Source organism: Streptomyces sp. NPDC032940 (assembly GCF_040636935.1).
Taxonomy (GTDB): domain Bacteria; phylum Actinomycetota; class Actinomycetes; order Streptomycetales; family Streptomycetaceae; genus Streptomyces.
On the sequence record NZ_JBEZVJ010000034.1, the window covers coordinates 1 to 20,414 of the forward strand.

A 20,414-nucleotide genomic window follows, 5' to 3' on the forward strand; every position below is an offset into this window, starting at 1 on the left:
GCCTCGTGCCGCGACAGGACCCCGCACTCCGAGGGAGTTGCGACGCACCATGCCGATCCACACCGGAACCAGGCACCCGCACCCTCCCCGGCCGGCGTGCTGCCGCCGAGCGGTCGGGCGGCGTCCGGTGAACCGGCGCGAGGATGCCCGCGTGCCGGGGCGGGACCGGCGGGCCCGGCTCCTCCCACCCCGGCCGGGCCGGGACCGGATCGCCGGTGACCCGCCGTCGGTCGCGGTGATCGGCGGCGGCGTCGCGGGCCTCGCGGCGGCGACCGTGCTCGCCGAACGGGGCGTGCGGGTGGTGCTCCACGAACGCGAACCGGTGCTCGGCGGGCGGGTGTCCGGATGGCCCGTCACCCTGCCCGACGGGACGCCGGCGACGATGAGCCGGGGCTTCCACGCGTTCTTCCGGCAGTACTACAACCTGCGGGCCCTGCTGCGCCGTACCGATCCCGGGCTGGACATGCTGACCGGGCTGCCCGACTACCCGCTGCTGCACGGCAGCGGCCTGCGCGACGGCTTCCGCCGGGTGCCGCGCACACCTCCGTGGAGCGCCCTCGGCTTCGCCCTCCTCAGCCCGAGCTTCCGGCCGCGCGACCTGCTCGCCCTGCGGCCCGCCGCCGCCCTGCCCCTGCTGGACGTGCGCACCCGCCGTGTGTACGAGCACCTGGACCGCGTCAGCGCCCACGACTTCCTGGACACCCTGCGATTCCCCGCCGCCGCACGGCATCTGGCCTTCGAGGTGTTCTCCCGCAGCTTCTTCGCGGACCCCCGCCGGCTGTCGGCCGCCGAGATGGCCCTGATGTTCCACATCTACTTCCTCGGCTCCAGCGAGGGCCTGCTCTTCGACGTGCCCCGCGAGCCGTTCCCGCAGGCGCTGTGGGACCCCCTGGCCGGGTATCTGACCGGGCGCGGGGTGCAGGTGCGGACCGCCACTCCCGTCGACGCCGTCCACCCCGGCCCGTCCGGGGGCCACCTGGTCGCCGACGGCGCCGGTGCGCGGGCGTACGACGCGGTCGTACTGGCGCTGGACACCGAGGGTCTGCGGGCGGTGGTGGGACGCTCGCCGGAGCTGGGCGACGCCGCCTGGCGTGCGAGCGTGGCCCGGCTGCGGACGGCGCCGCCGTTCCTGGTGTCGCGGCTGTGGCTGGACCGCCCCGTCGCGGCCGGCCGTCCCGGCTTCCTCGGCACCAGCGGCTTCGGCTCGCTGGACAACGTCAGCGTGCTGAACCGCTGGGAGGGCGAGGCGGTCCGCTGGGCGGCCCGCACGGGCGGATCGGTGGTCGAACTCCACGCCTACGCCGTGCCGTCGACGGCGGTCCGGGACGTCGAGGAGAAGCGCCTCGTGGGGCAGTTGCACCGGGTGTACCCGGAGACCCGCGAGGCCCGTGTCGTCGCCGCGCGGCACGAGTGGCGGGCGGACTGCCCCCTGTTCACGGTCGGCGGCCACGGAGGCCGGCCGACGGTGCGCACCCCCGACCCGGCGCTGGTCGTCGCCGGTGACCTGGTCCGTACGGGCCTGCCCGTGGCTCTGATGGAGCGCGCCGCCACGTCCGGGTTCCTCGCCGCCGACGCCCTGCTGGAGCGGTGGGGGGTGCGCGGCGAGCCGCTGTGGACGGTCCCCGACCGGGGGCGGTCCGCCGTGCTGCGCGCGCTGGCCCGGCGGTACGGGCCACGCTGACGGCGTGTGCGCCGCGCACGGCACTACCGCCCGGACTCCCCCGCCCTGCGGTCGGCCCTGCCGCCCTCGCCGAGCGGGCCGGTGGCGTTCATGCCGCCCGCGGCCTCCAGCCCGGGCAGCTCACGACGGGACACCCGCATGACCGCGGCCGGCAGTGCGGGGCGTGCCAGTTGGGCCAGACGCAGCCAGCCCGGCACGTACACGGCCCTGCTGCGGCGTTCCACTGCGCGCACCAGGCGGGCGGCGACGACGTCGGCCGGGTAGGTGCGGCGGGCCGGGGCGGGCATGTGGGCGCGCAGTTCGCGCAGGACGGCGTGCCGGTCGGCGTCCCGGATCATGTCGGTGTCCATCCAGTTGAGGTAGGCGATGCCCACGGCGACGCCGCGGTGCGCCACCTCGGCGCGCAGGGCGTGGGTGAAGGCCTCCACGCCCGCCTTGGAGGCGCAGTAGGCGCTCATCATGGGGGCGGCGCCGAGCGACGCGGTCGACGCGATCTGAAGGCTGTAGCCGCGCGTCCGGAACAGGTCGGGCAGGAAGGCCCGCGCGGTCTGCGCGCTGCCGGTGAGGTTGACGTCGACGACGCGGCGCCATCCGGCGGGGTCGGACCCGGCGAACGGACCGCCCTCGGCGATGCCGGCGTTGGCGACCACGACCGACGGCGGTCCGAGGCGCGTACGCACCTCGTGGGCCGCGGCGTCCAGCGCGGCGGCGTCGGTGACGTCGGCCTCGAGGGCGAGTGCCGGGCCCGGCAGGGCCGCCGCCACGGCGTCCAGGCGGGGCTTCTCGTGGCCGAGCAGCGCGAGCCGGGCGCCCCTGCGGGCGCACTCCCCGGCCAGCGCGGCGCCGAGTCCGCGCGCGGCCCCGGTGATCACGACCGTACGGTCACGCAGCGGGCTGCCCGTGACCGGCCGCCCTCCCCCACGCTGCCCGGGGGCGTTCATCGCCGGTCACCCGCGCGGTCGCGGCCGGTCAGGGCCCGCTGGACCCGGGTGAGCCCGGCGATCCGGTGCTGACGCAGCGCGGCCCGGGCGGCGTTGGCGCCGGGCGCGCCGTGCACGCCGCCGCCTGGGTGGGCGCCCGCGGAGGCGAGGTAGAGGCCGGCGACCGGTGTCTCCGGCCGCCCGGTGCCGGGCACGGGCCGGAAGAAGAGCTGCTGGTGCATGGCCGTGGTGCCGCCGTTGATGGCGCCGCCGTGGAGATTGGCGTCCATCGACTGGAGGGTCGGCGGGGCGAGGACGCGGCGGGCGCGGATCAGCGAGCGGAAGCCGGGGGCGAAGCGCTCCACCTGCCGCTCGACCCGGTCGGCCATGAGCTCCTGCTCCTTGGCGTCCCAGGCGCCCGTGATCCCCTCGTCACCGGCGTCGCCCCGGACGTCCTGCGGGACGTGGGTGTACGCCCAGGCGGACTCGGTGCCCTCGGGTGAGCGGGCGGGATCGGCGGTCGTCATCTGGCCGAACAGCGCGAAGGGGCGGTCGGGGACCTGCCGCATGGCGATCTGGGCGGCGAACCGGGTCAGTTCGTCGACGCCGTCGGCCAGGTGCACGGTCCCGGCCCCCGCCGCCGGGGCGCACTGCCAGGGCACGGGGCCGTCCAGCGCCCAGTCCACCTTGAAGGTGGCGAAGTCCCACTGGAAGCGTTCCAGGTCGGTGAGGACCTGGGCGGGCAGGTCCGCCGGGTCGACGAGGGTCCCGTACAGGGAGGGCACGGACACGTCCGCGAGGACGGCGCGGCGGGCGGCGACCGTCTCCCCGGCGGCCGTGCGCACGCCCAGCGCGCGCCGGTCGCGGACGACGACGTGGTCGACGCGCTGCCCGCAGCGCAGGGTGCCGCCGAGGGAGCGCAGCCGGCGCACGAGGGCCTCGGTGAGGGCGCCGGAGCCGCCGACGGGCACGGGGAAGCCGTAGGTCTGGCCGAGCATCGACATCAACCAGCCGAAGCCGCCGCTGCCCGCGGCCTCGGGTGCGAGGTCGGCGTGCAGGGCGTTGCCCGCCAGCAGCAGTCTGCCGCCCTCGCCGCGGAACTCCTCCTCGCCGAGCCGGCGCACCGGCAGCACCAGGGTGCGGGCCAGCCGCAGCCCGCCCGCGCCGCGCAGCCGCAGGGCCAGGCGGGCGGCGGCCCGCACCGGCGGGAAGGGCGTGAACAGGGCGTCCAGGATGTCGGGCCGGTAGCGGTCCCAGACGTCGTGCAGTCGCTGCCAGGCGGCGCCGTCCCCCGGCGCGAAGGCGTCCAGGGAGGCGGCGGTGGTGGCGACGTCGCGGTCGAGGACCGCGCATGTGCCGTCGGTCAGGGGGTGGGCGAGCACATGGGGCGCGTGGGCCCAGCGCAGGCCGTGCCGCTCCAGCCGCAGGCCGGCCAGTACCGGGGAGGCCGCGGCGAGCGGATAGAAGGAGCTGAACAGGTCGTTCACGAAGCCGGGGGCGACCTCGCAGTCGTGGCGCACGGCCCCGCCCGGTCCGGGCTGCTCCTCCAGGACCTCCACGCTCCAGCCCGCGTCCGCGAGGAGGTTGGCCGCGACCAGTCCGTTGGGGCCGGCGCCGATCACGACGGCGTCAGGCATGGCCGGCTCCCGGTTCGGGTGCCGGGGCCGGGTCCGGCCGGCTCCGCTCACCGGCTCCTTCCTCGCACAGCCGGGCCAGCCGGGCCAGCATGGCCCGGTGCCTCAGCTGGATCAACGCCTCGACGCCCATGTTGTGCAGGAGTCCGCCGGCGCCGCGCAGGGGGTGTTCGTCCACGATCACCAGGCACTGCTCGCCCCAGGGACGCAGCTCGATGGCGATCCGCGCCGTGCCGAGCGGGCCGGCGATCGCCTCGAGCTCCAGCACGGAGCCCTCCTCGCAGCGTCGGACGACCGTCTCGTTGTGCAGGCGGAGCGGTCCGACGCACACCTCGTAACCGATCGCGGCGCCGACCCGCGGCCACCGGCCCCGCTTGGGGGTGGACGACGAGGTGCCCACGACCCAGTCCGCGTACCGGGTGCCGTCCGCGAGGACCTCCCACACCGCCTGCGGGGTCGTCTTGATCAACCGATGCCGTACCGCCACGCACGCCTCCACGTCCGAGAACTCGGCCAGGACCCAGCACTGAGTGCCCCGCCCGCGACGGGCCAACCGGGGCGGACGGGACACTTCGGAAAAGCGCTGCATTGGCATGGACCTGATAAAGAGACATCGCTAAGCTCGACACGACCCGATGAGAGCGCTCTCAGACCGCGGTTGTTCCACCCCCACCTCGCTGGAACGACGAAGGGCACCCCTGTGAGACGCAGCAGACTCCGGAACTGTGGCCTGGCCACCCTCCTCGTCCTCGGCGGCTGGGCCGCGGCCGGCACCCTGCCCGCCGCGGCGACCGGCTCGTCCGCCGGCTCCGCCTCAGACTCCCCCACCGCCTCCGCCGGCCTCCTCGAGGCCATGCAGCGGGACCTCGGCCTCACCCCGGCCCAGGCGGAGGCCCGGCTCGCGGCCGAACGGCACGCCACCGGCCTCGCCCCCACGGCTCGGCGGGCCGCCGGGGACGCCTTCGGCGGCTCGTGGTTCGACGCCGGCCGCGGGCGGCTGACCGTGGCCGTCACCTCGGACGCCTCCCCGGCCACGGTCCGCGCCGTCCGCGCCACCGGCGCCGACGTCCGCACCGTGACGCACAGCGCCCGGCAGCTCGACGCGGCCAAGGAGCGCGTCGACCGGCTGGACGCGCCCGCGGGCGTCAGCGGCTGGCACGTCGACCCGGCCGCCAACAAGGTGGTCGTCGACGTGGTCGGCGACGACCACGCCGACAACGATGTCCAGCGCTTCCTGGACCGGGCCCGCGCGGCCGGCCCGGTGACCGTGCGGACCGTCGCGTCCGCCCCGCGGACCTTCGCGGCGGGCACGGTCGGCGGCGACCCGTACTACACGGGCAACGTCCGCTGCTCCATCGGTTTCTCGGTGCACGGCGGGTTCGTCACCGCCGGACACTGCGGCCGGGCCGGGGCCGGCGTCAGCGGCTGGGACGGGTCGTACATCGGCACCTTCCAGGGCTCGTCGTTCCCGGACAACGACTACGCCTGGGTCAGTGTGGGCAGCGGCTGGTGGACGGTGCCGGTCGTACTGGGCTGGGGCACGGTCTCCGACCAGCTGGTGCGCGGCTCCGGCGAGGCCCCGGTCGGCGCCTCGATCTGCCGCTCCGGCTCCACGAGCCACTGGCACTGCGGCACCGTGCTGGCCAAGAACGAGACGGTCAACTACAGCCAGGGCGCCGTGCACCAGATGACGAAGACCAGCGTCTGCGCCGAACCCGGTGACTCGGGCGGCTCCTTCATCAGCGGCGACCAGGCGCAGGGCGTCACCTCCGGCGGCTGGGGCAACTGCTCCGGCGGCGGGGAGACGTGGTTCCAGCCGGTCAACGAGATCCTGAACCGCTACGGTCTGACCCTGCACACGGCCTGAGCCGGACGCGGCGGCACCAGGACCCCGCCGGACACCCGGCGGGGTCCTTCCCGTACCGGACGGAGGCGCGTCACCTGCCGTCGTGCCACATGTCGCCGGGTTCCGCCGAGAGCCGGCGGTAGGCGGCGCGGGCGTGCACCAGCCGGGCCAGGGCGGTGCCCACGAGGGCCGCGCCGAAGAGGCAGGCCAGCCAGAACGCGTCCCGGCGCCCGGCCCAGGTGAGCACGCCGGCGGGCGGTATCGCGAAGCCGTTGAGGGACAGCCAGCACAGGACGGCCGTGCCCGGGGCGGCGGTGAAGCGGGCGCACAGCCCGAGCAGGGCCGCCAGGAGGGAGAGCACGGCCAGCGCGAGTCCCGGACGCCCGGCGCCCACGGTGCCGTTGAGCAGCGCCACCAGGACGAGCGCGCCGGCGAAGGCTCCGGCCCACACCAGCGGAGCCGAGACCGGCCGGGGGACGGGTCTGGCACCGCTGCCCAGGGGCACCCACTCGATCATGCGCACGGCTCCTTCCGCTCCCGGACGGCCACGACCACGGAGCCGTCCCTGCGGGCAGATTGTCCCACCGGCGCGGCTTGTCCTCCGGCCGCGGGCCGGTGGGAGCCGGCCGCGCGGTTCCCGCGCCCCTCCGGGTGGACCGGGCCCCGGTGCCGTGGCCGGTCCTAGCGTTCGGCGTCCGCGTGGGCAGGGACCGATGCGGGGCCGTCGGCCGGTGCGCCCTCAGCGGGCCGGTCCCGTGCGGGACGCGCCGGGGTACGGCTGCCCGGCAGGAGCCCGCGCCCGGCCCGCAGCGCGCCGGCGAGCACGTACGCCCGTCCGGCGACGACGGGGCCGAGGACGGCGAGGACGAGGACGTACCCGGCGATGAAGGGGGCGAGCCGTGGGTCGAGTCCCGCGCCGGCGGCCATGGCGGCCAGGATCAGCGCGAACTCCCCGCGCGCCACCAGGGTGGTGGCGATCTCCGCCGCCGGTTCGGCGCCGTAGCGGTAGACGCGGGCCACGCACAGTCCGGCGACGACGTTCATGACGAGGGTCAGGGCCGCGGCCGCGGCGACCGGTCCGGCGACGGAGGCGAGGTCCCCGGGGTCGATGGCCAGTCCGAAGGCGAAGAAGAAGATCGCCGCGAAGGCGTCGCGCAGCGGATGCACCAACTCCCTGATCCGTGGCCCCGACGGGGTTCCGGCGAGGATCAGGCCGACCATGAAGGCGCCGATGGCGTCGGCGACGCCGAGGAGTTCGGAGATGCCGGCGACGAGGACGGCGGCACCGAGGAAGCTGATGACGAGCAGTTCGTCGTCGCGGGTCTCGATGAGGCGCCCCACGAGCCGGGTGCCCCAGCGGGCCGCGACGGCCAGCACCAGCAGGAAGCCGAACGCCTTGCCGGCCTGCAGCACCATCTCGGCGACCCCGTGGGCGCCCGCGATGATCGGCTGGAGCGCGGCCAGGTACAGCGCGAGGAAGATGTCCTCCACGACGATGACGCCGAGGATGAGACGTGTCTCGGGACGGCCGATGCGGCCCAGGTCGATGAGGATCTTGGTGACGATCGCGGACGAGGAGATCCCGAGGACACCGGCGAGCACCAGCGCCTCCCGCACCCCCCAGCCCAGTACGAAGCCGAAGCCGAGGCCGGCGCCGACGTTGAGCAGGAGATAGACGCCGCCCGCGGTCAGCAGCCGTCTGCCGCCGCTCTTGAGGTCGTCGACGTGGAACTCCAGCCCCAGGTAGAAGAGCAACAGCACCAGTCCGAGCGCGGAGAGCATCTCGAAGTCGTGCGCGTCCTCGACCAGGACGAAGCCGGGTGTGTGGGGGCCGAGCAGGATGCCGGCCAGCATGAACAGGGGGATCGTCGGAAGTCCGATCCTGCCGCCGAGGCGGGCGAGGAACGCGGCGGCGAGGAAGGCGCCGCCCATGGCGAGCAGGGTGTCAGCGTGTCCCACGGGCCACCGCCTCGGACCGCGTGGAAGGCCGGAAGGGCTTGTGTCGACGGTAAGGGATGCGCGTTCTCCTTCGTGTGCGACGCGTGTGCGACGTCTTTGTGTGTGACGCGTGTGCGACGTGGCCGGCCGGCCCGCGCTCGAACGCCTCGGCCGCCGGCGCGAGGCGGCGCCGCTCCCGGACCCGCGGGGTCGTGGACGGGGCGGCGAGGGGCACGGGCCTCGGAGTTCCGGGCCCGGTTCCCGGGTTCCGGGCCTGCTTCACCGGCCCGCCCGCGCCGGTACGCCTCGGCCGGCGCCGGGCGCCCCGACGCCCCGACGTGACCGGCGGTCCCGGACCCGGCCGCCTGCACCGCCCGCGAACGGGCGGCGGGGCCGGGCTCCTCCATGGCGTTCGCGGCCCGGGGCGTCCCGGGGCGCGGCGCGGTTCCACGGTCACACGGGGCGCCGCCGGGCGGCCATCGGGGACGGCACCCAAAACCAGTGGTGGCCGACACCCATCACGGCCGCCTCGCGACCGGGACCCGCCGCTCCGTGCCGGACGGCACACCGACCGCCCCGCCGCGGGATGCGGCGGGGCGGTCGGTGTCGCGGACGGTCCGTCAGCACGGTGTCGCTGTCATCAGCCTCTCGAAAGAAGCCATGCAGTCAGGGCAGTGACGTGCCCTCTCACCGTCGGATGCCTCGATACGCTCGCGGAGCTTCTGTCCGCACAGTGTGGCCGCGGCCTGCTTGGCCATCACGTGCCACACCAAAGCTCCGCCCGTCTTTTCCGGGCCCACGCACATTTCGTACATGACCGGCCTCCCAGCCTGGACGCCGCTGACACACTCCAGGAGACACCGGATCGGCCGCCGGCAGTAGCGAGCGGGGGCCATTCGGGTGACGACCGGTTCGCCCCAGTGGGCCTACGACGCACCCGGACGGATAGAAACGATCAGCCGATCAGCCCTACATCGGTGGGTGCCTGACGTGGCATCGACGCAGCCCGACGGGCGTGCGGTGCCCTGGTCCGATGGCGACTCAGACCAAACCGATCGCTCCGGTCCCGGCGGCACCGCGCCGGCGCAGGGGGCGCGTGCTCGTCTCCTGGCTGACCACGACCGACCACAAGCGCATCGGCCACCTGTATCTCATCACGTCCTTCGGGTTCTTCCTGGCCGCCGGGGTGATGGCCATGCTCCTCCGGGCGGAACTGGCCCGGCCAGGACTGCAGTTGCTCTCCCACGAGCAGTACAACCAGGCCTTCACGATGCACGGCACGATCATGCTGCTGCTGTTCGCCACCCCGACCTTCGCCGGATTCGCCAACGCCGTCATGCCGTTGCAGATCGGCGCCCCCGACGTCGCCTTCCCGCGGCTGAACATGCTGGCGTACTGGCTGTTCCTGTTCGGCGGCCTGATCGTGCTGGCCGGCTTCCTCACGCCGCAGGGGGCCGCCGACTTCGGCTGGACCGCCTACACCCCGCTGAGCGGCCGCACCGGCGCGCCCTACCTCGGCGGCGACCTGTGGATCATGGGGCTGGCGCTGTCGGGGTTCGGCACCATCCTCGGCGCGGTCAACTTCATCACCACGATCATCTGCATGCGGGCCCCCGGCATGACGATCTTCCGTATGCCGATCTTCGTCTGGAACGTGCTGCTGACCTCGGTCCTGGTGCTGATGGCCTTCCCGGTGCTGGCGGCGTCCCTGCTGGTGCTGGAGGCCGACCGGCACTTCGGCGCGCATGTGTTCGACGCCCGGTACGGCGGGCCGGTCCTGTGGCAGCACCTGTTCTGGTTCTTCGGCCATCCCGAGGTGTACATCCTCGCGCTGCCGTTCTTCGGGGTGGTCACCGAGATCATCCCGGTCTTCTCGCGCCGGCCGCTCTTCGGCTACGTGAGCCTGATCGGGGCCACCATCGCCATCACCGGTCTGTCGGCGACCGTCTGGGCGCACCACATGTTCGCCACGGGTGCGGTGCTGCTGCCGTTCTTCTCGCTCCTGACGTATCTCATCGCCGTGCCCACCGGGGTGAAGTTCTTCAACTGGATCGGCACGATGTGGCGGGGGTCGCTGTCCTTCGAGCCGCCGATGCTGTGGGCGGCCGGTTTCCTGGTCACCTTCCTCTTCGGCGGTCTGACCGGGGTGATCCTCGGCTCGCCGCCGCTGGACTGGCACGTCACCGACTCGTACTTCGTGGTCGCGCACTTCCACTACGTGCTGTTCGGCACCATCGTGTTCGCGATGTTCGGCGGATTCAGCTTCTGGTGGCCCAAGATGACGGGCCGCATGCTCGACCACCGGCTGGAGAAGGTGCACTTCTGGACGCTGTTCGCCGGTTTCCACACCACGTTCCTGGTGCAGCACTGGCTCGGCGTCGAAGGCATGCCCCGGCGGTACGCCGACTACCTGGCGTCCGACGGCTTCACGGCGCTCAACACCGTCTCCACCGTGGGCGCGTTCCTGCTGGGCCTGTCCACGCTGCCGTTCCTGTACAACGTGTGGAAGACCGCCCGCTACGGCACGCCGGTCGGGGCCGACGACCCCTGGGGGTACGGCCGTTCCCTGGAGTGGGCGACGTCGTGTCCTCCGCCGCGCCACAACTTCCACGCGCTGCCGCGGGTGCGCTCGGAGTCCCCCGCCTTCGACCTGCACCACCCCGCCCTCGCACGGCGGGACGAGAAGGAGACGACCGGGCGGCGCGACGCCGTGGAGCCCGGCGAGTGACGGGCCGGGCCCCGCGTAGCCTGCCCTGACACTTCTCAGGGACCCTCACGCGCCCGCTCTCCCTACAGTGCTGAATGCACACGGAAAGGCCGTCCGGCGGCCGGCCGAGCCGGCCCGGGACGGCGGAACAGCACAGGGGGAATCACACATGACCGTTCGCCCGTTCACCAGGATCGCGCTCGTCGGGGCGGGGGCGCTGGCGCTGCTCGGCCCGCTCACCGCCACCACGGCCCTCGCCGCCTCCGACACCGGGCGGGGCGGCGACCGGGTGCTGGCCGCGCCGTACGCGGTCGAACCCTACGAGACCGTCAACGTCCGCTCCGGGCCCGCCCGTTCCTACGCCAAGGTCGGCTCCGTCGCGGCCGGCCAGCCGCGCGGCGCGTACTGCTGGACCCGCGGCGAGACCATCAGCGACCACGGCTACACCAACAACGTCTGGGTGAAGCTCGTCGAGGGCTATGTGAGCGCCGTCTACCTCAAGGGCGACCAGTACGGGGACCTGCCGGCGTCCGCGACCTGCTGACCGGCGCGGCCCGCGACCGGGACCGGCGGGTCCAGCGGGCCCGCACATCCACCGATCACATGGGGGATCACATCATGGGGGACACACACATGAAGCGACTGCTGCGCCGCTCCGCCGGCGTGCTGGCGACGGCCGCGCTCACCGCCGGGGCGCTCACCGCCACGGCCGAGGCGGCCCCGGCCGCCCCGAGCGGCGGCGACCCGTCGCTCACCGACGTCTACATCTGGGCCACCGACGTGAACCTGCGCCAGCGGCCGACCACCGACTCCAACGTGCTGGCGGTCCGCTCGCACTACTGGCTGGACGCCGTCTGCCAGCAGAAGGGGCAGTACGTCCACGACCCGGCCGTCGGCGGCAACAGCTGGTGGACGGCGGTGCAGGAGTTCGCGGGCAGTGACATCGCCTGGGTGAACAACCTGTATCTGCGGGGCGGCGAGAAGATCGCCGGCGTGCCGGACTGCTGAGAGGGCGCGGGAGCACCAGGGGCGGGCCGGAGGACCGGCCCGCCCCACGCGTGTCAGGACAGCTTGTTCACGGCCGTGACGGTGGTGGCCTTGAAGCCGGCCACCTGCGCGTGCTCGAAGGTACCCATCTGCCCCCACTGCACGACGGTCACGGCGGTGCCGTCCCGGCCGACCGAGAACAGGCCGATGTCGGACGAGCCCCACGAGGAGACCGTGTGGACGCCGTAGACGTGGGCGCCGTCCTCGACGTTCAGCCGGCCGTAGTACTTCTGGGTGGCGGTGATGTCGGGATACTGCTCCATCACCTTGCGGGCGCAGTCGTCGAGGTCCGCGCGGAGCAGGGCCGCGAACTCCTTGGCGCGCTTGGTGCTGCGCTCGACCACGGTGACCTGGAGGGCGCCGGTGTCGTACTCGGTCCAGTACCGGCGGTGGGAGGCGGTGGAGGGCAGCGCCTCGCCCACGCACATCGGCAGCGGGTCGGGCTGTCCGGCGGTGACGGGCCCGGCGTACCAGTCGGAGGAGGGGTGCGGGGGCAGTTCGGACGGTTCCAGGAAGGCGGGCTCGGCGGAGCCGGAGGCGCCGGCGCCGTGGGTGGCGGCGGTGGCCGGGACGGCGGCGACGGCCACCGCCGCGCCGGCCGCCAGTGCGGCCGCGGTGGTACGGAGTCGTCGGGTGCGGACGGGCATGTTTCCCCCATGTCGGTTCATCGACGCTGGTCGGTGTTTCCCCCTGTTCGACCCGACATGACCGCGATGGGTTGCCCTCCTGCTCCGCAACGGATTCGTCCCGGATGTCACCGCCGGGCAACGGCGGGCGGCGCGGGGCGGGCGCCGGTCAGCCGGCCGCGTCGTCCGTGCGCAGCCGTACCTGTTCCTCCAGGCGCCGCAGGCTGGTGTCGAGGGCGTCGCCCACCGCCTGGCCGCCCGGGTCGTGCGTCTCGTCGAAGAACGACAGGTGCACGGTGACCTCGCTGGTGCCGGCGTCGAGGCCGGCGACCTGCAGCCAGCCGGCGTAGCCGCCCTGGTCGCGGGTGCCCCATTCGAGCCGCATCTGCTCGGGCCGGGCGCTCAGCAGCGCGGAGGTGTCCTGGTCGCTGCCGTCCTCGTGGACGGTGACGGCGGGCGGTTCCTCCATCTCCACGTGCAGCTCCCGCGGGAGCCAGGTGTCCAGCCGGCCGACGTCCGCGGCCAGGCCGAAGACCTGCTCGGGCTGGGCGGGCATGGTGCGAGAACGCTCGTACTCGCTCATGGGACACCACTCCTTCGCACTCGGGGTCGTCCGACGGACCGCGTGCCCGGTCTGCGCCGGCCGAAGCCTCCCGCGAGCGGTCCGGGCCCCTCACACCCGGTGCCCGTGGGCGCGCAGCCAGCCGTGCACGGTGTCCTTGTCCGACGGGCTGATGCGCACGGGCCCCTCGACGTACGGTCCCTCGTCCTCGGTGAACCCGGTGTCCGTGATCCGCGCGGTGACCCAGGTGGCCAGGTCCTGCGCGGCCCGCTCCGGCAGCGCTCCCCGTTCCCAGCCCGCGCGGGCCGTGCGGGCCGCCGCGGGGTCGTGGCGCGCCGTCTCCTCCAGCCATGCCGACACCAGCCGCTCGACGGTCCGGCGCTCCGCGTCGCCCTGCCGTTCCTGCCGTTCGTCCATGTGGTCCGGGTGCCCCGGACCGGCCGGGCACTCACCGGCGGCGAGCGGTCCGCGCCTCGTGTCGGCGGCGCCGCGCCGGGTACCCGCAACGGGCGACGACCGGTCCGGTCCGCGGAAGGCGACAGCCTGGAGAGGGGACGGCGATGACGCAGCCCGCCGACGATCACGTGCTCGATCGGCGCGCCGGTGTGTCGGAGCTTCGTCCGGCGGCGGGGGGAGCCCGGCCGCCGGAGGGCGACGACGTACTCCGTGAGGAACTCCCGGTCGACCGCAACCAGGCCATCCTCCAGGCCGCCAAGCAGGTGGGCGCGATCCTGAAGCGGGAGGGGCATCCGTTCGCCCTCGCCGGCAGCGTCGCCGTGTACGCGCACGGCGGCACCCAGAACCTCCAGCACGACGTCGACTTCTGCATCCGGCCCGAGGACGCGGAAGCCGTCGCCCGCACGCTGCGCGGAGCGGGCCTGGAGGTCTACACGCCGCCCGAGGACTGGCTGCTGAAGGCCGGCTGCCTGGGGCAGCAGGTCGACCTCATCTTCGAACTGGCGCACCAGCCGGTCACGGGGGAGCTGCTCGGCCGCGCCCGGGAACTCTCCGTCGACTCGGTGCTCATGCCGGTCCTGTCGCCCACCGACCTGCTGCGCGGCCTGCTGGCCGCCTTCTCGGAGCACCACTGCGACTTCGGGGCGGTGCTGCCCATCGCCCGCACGCTGCGGGAGAAGATCGACTGGGACGAGCTGCGCCGCGACTGCGGTGACGCGCCGATGCCCGCCGCGTTCTTCTTCATCCTCGAACGGCTGGAGATCATCTCCCCGGCCTCCCCCGCGAAGGAGGAGCACCGATGAGCGACCCCGTCGCACACCGGGGGCCCGCCGCCGGTGGCCCCGGACCCGCCGCCGAGAACATCGAGTACCGCGTGGCCCACCTGCACGACCGGCTCGCAGCGGAAGAGCTCGGTGAACTCGGGGTGCGGGCCGAGATCCGGGCCGGGGCCGTCGCGGTCACCGGCACGGTGCCCTCGGCGCAGTGCCGCGAGACCCTGCTGCGCATCGTGGGCGAGGAACTGGCGGGGCTCACCGTGCACAGCGACCTCGTGGTGGCCGACACCACCCGCCCCGACCACGCGGAGGAGCTGTGACGATCCGCGTCGCCGCCGTCGGCGACATCCACATGGGCCTGGACAGCCAGGGCCTGCTGCGACCCGCCTTCGACACCCTCCCCGAGTGCGCGGACCTGCTGCTGCTCGCCGGTGATCTCACCCGGCACGGCACGCCGGAGGAGGCCCGGGTGGTGGCCCAGGAGGTGCGCGGGCTGCCGGTGCCCGCGGTGGCCGTCCTCGGCAACCACGACCACCACGACGAGCAGCCCGAGAAGGTCACCGCCATCCTCCGGGACGCCGGCGTGCGGGTCCTCGAGGGTGAGGCGACGGTCGTGGAGTGCGCAGGCACCCGCGTCGGCGTCGCCGGGACCAAGGGGTTCGGCGGCGGCTTCGTGGGCCGCAGCGCCGGGGAGTTCGGTGAGCCGGTCATGAAGGAGTTCGTGCGCACCACCCGCCGCTCCGCGGACAGTCTGCACGCCTCGCTGAAGGAACTGGACGACCAGGACTGCGCGGTGCGCGTCGCCCTGACCCACTTCTCCCCGGTGGCCGACACGCTGGCCGGTGAGCCGCCGGAGATCCATCCGTTCCTCGGCAGCTATCTGCTGGCCGAGGCGATCGACACGGCCGGCGCGGACCTCGCGGTCCACGGTCACGCCCACCTGGGCTCGGAGCACGGCATGACGGCGGGCGGGGTGCGGGTGCGCAACGTGGCCCAGCCGGTGATCCGCCGGGCCTTCAACGTCTACCGCCTGAGCCCGGCCTGACTGCTCCTCACCGGCCGTCGCGGTCCTCGGTCGTACGCCCCAGGCACGTGACGTCCGCGGGGTCCAGCCCGGCCGCCACGATCTCGTGGAAGCCCAGGCGGTCGTAGAAGGCGCGGGCGGGCACGTTGGCCGTCGCCATGACGAGGTGGACGGACGGCACCCGGCGTGCGCGCAGCGCCCGCCAGAACGTGCGCATGAGTTCCCGTCCGTGTCCGCGCCCCTGCCACTCGGGCAGCAGGTCGATGTGGAGGTGGGCGGGATAGCCGGCCAGTTCGGGCACGATCATGCGCTCGGGGTCGTGCAGCAGGGTGGCCATGAACTCGTCCGGAGTGCCGGGCGGCCCGTCCGGCACCGGGTAGCGGCCGGAGACCCGCGGCAGCCAGACCGCGCGGAACTCCTCGGCGAAGCGCGGGGTGTCCGCCGTACCGAGGATGTAGCCCACGGCCCGGCCCCGCCCGTCGTCCAGCACGAATGCGAGGTCCGGGTCGAGGTGGACGTAGGGGGACGCGAAGATCGCGGGCAGGATGCCGGGGTCGGCGTAGACGGGCCGGCCGTCGCGGCCGTTGTGGGCGGTGCGGATGCAGATGTCGTCCAGGGCCGGGGCGTCGGCGGGACGGTAGGGGCGTACGGCGGCAGTCGGGGTCACCACAGCATCCTGCCTGTTTGGGAGCGCTCCCACAAGCTCTGTGCGTCGGCCGGCGGCCAGCGGGTACCCGGCGCCGGCAGTTCGGAGGAACTCGGGTGGAGGCCGGCATGGAGAAGTCGACGGACCGGATCGCGCATCCCTGGGGCGGCCGGACGCCTTACGGACGGCACGAGACCTGGCCGGCCCGGGTGGACACGTTCCTCGCACAGGGCGTGGATCCGGGCTCGGTGCAGCGGTGGGTGCAGTCCGCGTCGATCCTGCACTCCGACGGCGACGCGATGGACATCGCCGTGGCCGACGGCCGGATGGTGGGTGTGCGGGGCCGGGCCGCGGACCGGGTCAACCGGGGCAGGCTGGGCCCGAAGGACCTGTTCGGATGGCAGGCGAACGCCTCGCCCGACCGGCTGACCCGGCCGCTGGTCCGGCGCGACGGGCGCCTGGTGGAGACCGACTGGGACACCGCGCTGGACCTGGTGGCCGCCCACTCGCGCGAGTTGCTGGAGCAGCGGGGTCCGGGCTCGATCGGCTTCTACACCACCGGCCAGCTGTTCCTGGAGGAGTACTACACGCTCGCCGTCCTCGCCCGGGCCGGCATCGGCACCCCGCACCTGGACGGCAACACCCGGCTGTGCACGTCGACGGCCGCGGAGGCGCTGAAGGAGACGTTCGGCTGCGACGGGCAGCCCGGCAGCTACGACGACTTCGACCACGCCGACGTGATCGCGCTGTTCGGCCACAACATCGCCGAGACCCAGCCCGTGCAGTGGATGCGGCTGCTGGACCGGCTGGAGGGCGCCGATCCGCCGCGTCTGCTGTGCGTGGACCCACGGCCGACCCGGGTCGCCGAGCACGCCGACGTGCACCTCGCCCCACGCGGTGGGACGAACGTGGCGCTGCTCAACGCCCTGCTGCACGAGACGATCCGGCACGACCGGATCGACCGCGACTTCATCGCCGCGCACACCGTCGGTTTCGAGGAGCTGGCCGACCGGGTCGCCCACTGCACGCCCGAGTGGGCGGCGGACATCTGCGACGTCCCCGCCGCCCGGATCGAGGAGGCCGCCGAACTCGTGGGCACCACCGACGCGTTGGTGTCCACGCTCCTCCAGGGCGTCTACCAGTCCCACCAGGCCACGGCCGCGGCGGTGCAGGTCAACAACCTCCATCTGATCCGCGGCATGCTGGGCCGTCCGGGCGCCGGCCTGCTCCAGATGAACGGCCAGCCCACCGCCCAGAACACCCGCGAGTGCGGTGCCGACGGCGACCTGCCGGGCTTCCGCAACTGGCAGAACGACGACCATGTCGCCGACCTGGCGAGGGTGTGGAACGTCGAGCCGGAGACCATCCCGCACTACGCGCCGCCCACCCACGCCATGCAGATGTTCCGCTATGCCGAGCAGGGTTCGATCCGCATGCTGTGGATCAGCGGCACCAACCCGGCCGTCTCCCTGCCCGAGCTCTCGCGGATCCGCACGATCCTGACGCAGGACCGGCTGTTCACGGTGGTGCAGGACCTGTTCCTGACGGAGACCGCCCAGCTGGCCGACGTGGTGCTGCCGGCCGCCACCTGGGGCGAGAAGACCGGCGCGCTCACCAACGCCGACCGCACCGTGCACCTGTCGGAGAAGGCCGTCGAGCCGCCCGGCGAGGCCCGGCCCGACCTGGACATCTTCCTCGACTACGCGCGGCGCATGGACTTCCGGGACAAGGACGGCGGCCCGCTGATCACCTGGCACGGCCCGGAGTCCGCGTTCGAGGCGTGGAAGCGCTGCAGCGCGGGCCGCCCCTGCGACTACACCGGCCTGACCTACGCCAAGCTGCGTGGCACGAGCGGCATCCAGTGGCCCTGCGACGAGAGCGCCCCGGAGGGCACCGCACGCCTCTACACCGACGGCATCCCCTGGGCGCACCCCGACGTGTGCGAGAGCTACGGCAAGGACCTGGAGACCGGGGCGTCCGTCGAGGTGGTGGAGTACCGCTCCCTCAATCCGGACGGCAAGGCCGTCCTCAAGGCCGCCGCATATCTGCCGCCGCACGAGGAGCCGGACGAGGAGTACCCGTTCCAGCTCACCACGGGCCGGACGCTCTACCACTTCCACACGCGGACGAAGACCGGCCGGGCCCGGCAGCTCGCCGACGCGGCCCCGGACGTGTGGGTGGAGATCTCCGCCCATGACGCGGACCGGCTGGGTCTCGGCGAGGGAGACCTGGTCGGGGTCACCAGCAGGCGCGGCTCGCTGCGGGGGCGGCTGCGAGTGACCGGCATCCGGCCAGGGCTGCTGTTCGTGCCGTTCCACTACGGCTACTGGGACACCGAGGGCGGCTCCGGTCCCGGTCCGGGCACCCCCGGCCGGGCCGCGAACGAGACGACGGTCACGGACTGGGACCCGGTCTCCAAGCAGCCGCTGTTCAAGACGTCCACCGCCGCGATCACTTTCGTCGAACGCGGTGACGGCCGCCCGGCACCCGCGCCGACCACCACCGCGTCGGCACCGGCGGTGGCCGGCACCCTGCCGGCCACGACGGGCGGACCGGCGGCGTACACCGCTCAGGCACCGGCCCGTTTCCCGCACGGCCGTGAGGAAGGAGCCCGGTGAACGGCATCACCCTGACCCTGCGCACCCTGCACCGGGGCGAACGGCGCCTGGCGCACGACCTGACGACCGCCGCCGAACGGCACCGCACCGAGCACGAGGTCCACCACATCGCGACCGACCTCGCCCGCTGGTCGCGCGAGCACGTCCGGCGCCTGTCCGAGACCGCCGGACGGTACGGCCTCGACCTCGGCGGCCCGCCGGACGACTCGCCGGACGGCGTGTTCGCGACCCTGCGCGAGAAGGCGGCGCAGGCCGCGGCGCACCGGCCCGAACCGGGCCTGCTGCTCCTGCGCGACCTGCGGGAACTGCACCTCGGCGCCACGGAGAACTCACTGCACTGGGAGATGCTCGCCCAAGCCGCCCAGGCGTCGAGGGACAGCGGTCTCCTGGACCTGGCCTCCGCCTGCCACCCGCAGACGCTGCGCCAAATGCGCTGGACCAACACCATGATCAAGAATCTGTCACCGCAGCTCCTCACCAGCCTGTGACCTGCGACAAGCCCCCGCCGTCCGGCGTCGTCGGGCGCCGGGCCCGCACCGGACGCCGAATGGCGCGGCCCGGCCGGGGCACCTGATGATCCCGATAAAACACCACACCCTCGGCAACCCTGGAGAGAGCGTCATGAGTCTTCTGCGCATGGCCGGCCGGCCGATGCTCGCCTCGATGTTCGTCGCCGGCGGCCTGCACTCCCTGCGCCGCCCCCAGGACGTGGCGCCGGCGGCCGAACCCGTCGTCCGGCCCGTGACCGACCGCGTGGCCGCGCTGCCGGACAGCACCGAACAACTCGTCCGGCTCAACGGCGCCGTCCAGGTGGTGGGCGGCATCATGCTCGGGCTCGGCCGGTTCCCCCGGCTGTCCGCGCTGGCCATCGCCGCGACCCTCATCCCCACCACGCTGGCCGGGCACCGCTTCTGGGAGGCGGAGGACCCGGGTGACCGGGCGCAGCAGCGCATCCACTTCCTGAAGAACGTGTCCATGATGGGCGGTCTGCTGATCGCCGCGGACGACACCGGGGGCGCGCCCTCGCTGATGTGGCGGGGCCGGCACGCCGTCAAGGGCCTGCGGCACGAGGCCCACACGGTGCAGCGATCGGTCCGCGCCGCGGCACGCCCCGCTGCGGCGGCAGGCGGCATCCGGTCCCGGCTCGGCTGCTGAAGAGGCGTTAGCCCGGCGCCTGCGCGGGGACCCGACGCCCGTGGCGGTTCGGTCCCCCGGCCGCCACGATCCGACTGGAGGTGTGGAACATGGGCCACGGTGGAAACGTCATCGACGAACTGACGACCGATCACCGCGAGGTCGAGGAGCTGTTCGGGAAGATCGAGGCGCTGCCGCCCGGTCACAAGGACCGCAAGCTGTACGCCGACCAGGTGACGATCGAGCTGGTCCGGCACTCGGTGGCGGAGGAGGCGTACCTCTACCCGGCGGTCCGCGAGCACGTGCCGAACGGCGGCGCCCTCGCCGACAAGGAGCTCGAGGACCACGCCGAGGCCGAGCAGATCATGAAGGACCTGGAGGGCTGCCAGGCGGACGACGCCGAGTTCGACCGTCTGATGGGCAGGCTGATGAGCGAGATCCGCTCCCACGTGGCCGACGAGGAGGGCAACCTCTTCCCGAGGCTGCGCGAGGCGTGCCCGCCGGAGGCCCTTGACGAGCTGGGTGACAAGGTCCGCCAGGCGAAGAAGACGGCGCCGACGCGTCCGCACCCCTCCGCCCCGGACAAGCCTCCGATGAACAAGCTCCTGGCACCGGGCGCGGGCATGGTCGACCGGGTGCGGGACGCGCTGACGGGACGGGGCAAGTCCGGCTGACGAACGCGAGCAGTCAGCGGAAGGGGCCCGTCATCGAGAGCGCCGGGCCGGCGGGGGGGCGCGGGCCGGACCCACAGCGCCGCGGCGCGCTCGCGCACGGGGGGCGCGGCGGGGGGGGGGGAGCG

21 protein-coding genes are annotated in these 20,414 nt (G+C 73.9%); 12 read left to right on the forward strand and 9 right to left on the reverse strand.

What is annotated here, in order from left to right; genetic code table 11:
* Positions 1 to 151 precede the first annotated feature (151 nt).
* Entirely contained in the window at positions 152 to 1,681 is a 1,530-nt protein-coding gene (locus tag AB0E77_RS29515) for an FAD-dependent oxidoreductase (RefSeq protein ID WP_361576495.1), read from the forward strand.
* A gap of 23 nt (positions 1,682 to 1,704) precedes the next feature.
* Here the strand turns inward: AB0E77_RS29515 and AB0E77_RS29520 are convergent, their stop codons facing one another.
* Genes AB0E77_RS29520 through AB0E77_RS29530 form a run of 3 tightly spaced genes read right to left on the reverse strand, consistent with a single transcriptional unit; the run spans position 1,705 to position 4,722 of the window.
* Complete coding sequence (locus tag AB0E77_RS29520; protein WP_361576497.1) at positions 1,705 to 2,622, reverse strand: SDR family oxidoreductase; 918 nt, start codon at positions 2,620 to 2,622, stop codon at positions 1,705 to 1,707.
* Entirely contained in the window at positions 2,619 to 4,238 is a 1,620-nt protein-coding gene (locus AB0E77_RS29525) for an NAD(P)/FAD-dependent oxidoreductase (protein ID WP_361576499.1), read from the reverse strand. Before AB0E77_RS29525 ends, AB0E77_RS29520 begins: the two co-directional genes overlap by 4 nt.
* Positions 4,231 to 4,722: an SRPBCC family protein gene (locus AB0E77_RS29530; protein WP_361576502.1), complete on the reverse strand. Its 492-nt coding sequence runs from the start codon at positions 4,720 to 4,722 to the stop codon at positions 4,231 to 4,233. Before AB0E77_RS29530 ends, AB0E77_RS29525 begins: the two co-directional genes overlap by 8 nt.
* A 213-nt stretch (positions 4,723 to 4,935) precedes the next feature.
* On the opposite strand from AB0E77_RS29530, the gene AB0E77_RS29535 reads away from it, so the two are divergent.
* Entirely contained in the window at positions 4,936 to 6,102 is a 1,167-nt protein-coding gene (locus AB0E77_RS29535; RefSeq protein WP_361576505.1) for a S1 family peptidase, read from the forward strand.
* A 70-nt stretch (positions 6,103 to 6,172) separates the two neighbouring features.
* On the opposite strand, the gene AB0E77_RS29540 is transcribed toward AB0E77_RS29535, so the two are convergent.
* Both AB0E77_RS29540 and AB0E77_RS29545 read right to left on the reverse strand, forming a co-directional pair.
* Entirely contained in the window at positions 6,173 to 6,598 is a 426-nt protein-coding gene (locus tag AB0E77_RS29540) for a hypothetical protein (protein WP_361576508.1), read from the reverse strand.
* Between the two features lie 164 nt (positions 6,599 to 6,762).
* The gene (locus AB0E77_RS29545; RefSeq protein WP_361576511.1) at positions 6,763 to 8,040 is read right to left on the reverse strand and encodes a cation:proton antiporter; all 1,278 of its coding nucleotides are present in this window, start codon (positions 8,038 to 8,040) and stop codon (positions 6,763 to 6,765) included.
* A 1,012-nt stretch (positions 8,041 to 9,052) separates the two neighbouring features.
* Between AB0E77_RS29545 and ctaD the strand changes: the two genes are divergently transcribed.
* The 3 genes from ctaD to AB0E77_RS29560 all read left to right on the forward strand — a co-directional run bounded on the left by ctaD (position 9,053) and on the right by AB0E77_RS29560 (position 11,734).
* Positions 9,053 to 10,747 (forward strand): cytochrome c oxidase subunit I, encoded by a 1,695-nt coding sequence (gene ctaD / locus AB0E77_RS29550; RefSeq protein ID WP_361576514.1) that lies wholly within the window; start codon positions 9,053 to 9,055, stop codon positions 10,745 to 10,747.
* A gap of 148 nt (positions 10,748 to 10,895) precedes the next feature.
* Positions 10,896 to 11,270, forward strand: a complete 375-nt coding sequence (locus AB0E77_RS29555) for an SH3 domain-containing protein (protein WP_361576517.1) — start codon at positions 10,896 to 10,898, stop codon at positions 11,268 to 11,270.
* A gap of 74 nt (positions 11,271 to 11,344) precedes the next feature.
* The gene (locus tag AB0E77_RS29560) at positions 11,345 to 11,734 is read left to right on the forward strand and encodes a peptidase M23 (protein WP_361576520.1); all 390 of its coding nucleotides are present in this window, start codon (positions 11,345 to 11,347) and stop codon (positions 11,732 to 11,734) included.
* Between the two features lie 53 nt (positions 11,735 to 11,787).
* On the opposite strand, the gene AB0E77_RS29565 is transcribed toward AB0E77_RS29560, so the two are convergent.
* The 3 genes from AB0E77_RS29565 to AB0E77_RS29575 all read right to left on the reverse strand — a co-directional run bounded on the left by AB0E77_RS29565 (position 11,788) and on the right by AB0E77_RS29575 (position 13,378).
* A complete protein-coding gene (locus AB0E77_RS29565; RefSeq protein ID WP_361576523.1) occupies positions 11,788 to 12,420 on the reverse strand; it encodes a hypothetical protein in 633 nt (210 codons plus the stop codon).
* Positions 12,421 to 12,568: 148 nt separating this feature from the next.
* Complete coding sequence (locus AB0E77_RS29570; protein WP_361576526.1) at positions 12,569 to 12,982, reverse strand: SRPBCC family protein; 414 nt, start codon at positions 12,980 to 12,982, stop codon at positions 12,569 to 12,571.
* Positions 12,983 to 13,072: 90 nt separating this feature from the next.
* A complete protein-coding gene (locus tag AB0E77_RS29575) occupies positions 13,073 to 13,378 on the reverse strand; it encodes a hypothetical protein (protein ID WP_361576529.1) in 306 nt (101 codons plus the stop codon).
* Between the two features lie 143 nt (positions 13,379 to 13,521).
* Between AB0E77_RS29575 and AB0E77_RS29580 the strand changes: the two genes are divergently transcribed.
* Genes AB0E77_RS29580 through AB0E77_RS29590 form a run of 3 tightly spaced genes read left to right on the forward strand, consistent with a single transcriptional unit; the run spans position 13,522 to position 15,238 of the window.
* Positions 13,522 to 14,220, forward strand: a complete 699-nt coding sequence (locus AB0E77_RS29580) for a hypothetical protein (protein ID WP_361576532.1) — start codon at positions 13,522 to 13,524, stop codon at positions 14,218 to 14,220.
* A complete protein-coding gene (locus AB0E77_RS29585) occupies positions 14,217 to 14,513 on the forward strand; it encodes a BON domain-containing protein (protein ID WP_361576535.1) in 297 nt (98 codons plus the stop codon). The genes AB0E77_RS29580 and AB0E77_RS29585 overlap by 4 nt, the downstream gene beginning before the upstream one ends.
* Positions 14,510 to 15,238, forward strand: coding sequence for a metallophosphoesterase (locus AB0E77_RS29590; RefSeq protein ID WP_361576538.1), 729 nt, complete (start codon positions 14,510 to 14,512; stop codon positions 15,236 to 15,238). The genes AB0E77_RS29585 and AB0E77_RS29590 overlap by 4 nt, the downstream gene beginning before the upstream one ends.
* 7 nt (positions 15,239 to 15,245) lie before the next feature.
* Here the strand turns inward: AB0E77_RS29590 and AB0E77_RS29595 are convergent, their stop codons facing one another.
* Positions 15,246 to 15,884 (reverse strand): GNAT family N-acetyltransferase, encoded by a 639-nt coding sequence (locus AB0E77_RS29595; RefSeq protein ID WP_361576540.1) that lies wholly within the window; start codon positions 15,882 to 15,884, stop codon positions 15,246 to 15,248.
* A 107-nt stretch (positions 15,885 to 15,991) separates the two neighbouring features.
* Here AB0E77_RS29595 and AB0E77_RS29600 point away from each other — a divergent pair, with 107 nt between their 5' ends.
* The 4 genes from AB0E77_RS29600 to AB0E77_RS29615 all read left to right on the forward strand — a co-directional run bounded on the left by AB0E77_RS29600 (position 15,992) and on the right by AB0E77_RS29615 (position 20,289).
* A complete protein-coding gene (locus AB0E77_RS29600; protein ID WP_361576543.1) occupies positions 15,992 to 18,481 on the forward strand; it encodes a molybdopterin-dependent oxidoreductase in 2,490 nt (829 codons plus the stop codon).
* Positions 18,478 to 18,969 (forward strand): hypothetical protein, encoded by a 492-nt coding sequence (locus AB0E77_RS29605; protein ID WP_361576546.1) that lies wholly within the window; start codon positions 18,478 to 18,480, stop codon positions 18,967 to 18,969. Before AB0E77_RS29600 ends, AB0E77_RS29605 begins: the two co-directional genes overlap by 4 nt.
* Before the next feature lie 133 nt (positions 18,970 to 19,102).
* Entirely contained in the window at positions 19,103 to 19,636 is a 534-nt protein-coding gene (locus AB0E77_RS29610) for a DoxX family protein (RefSeq protein ID WP_361576548.1), read from the forward strand.
* An 89-nt stretch (positions 19,637 to 19,725) separates the two neighbouring features.
* Positions 19,726 to 20,289, forward strand: coding sequence for a hemerythrin domain-containing protein (locus tag AB0E77_RS29615; protein WP_361576551.1), 564 nt, complete (start codon positions 19,726 to 19,728; stop codon positions 20,287 to 20,289).
* The last annotated feature ends 125 nt before the right edge of the window (positions 20,290 to 20,414 follow it).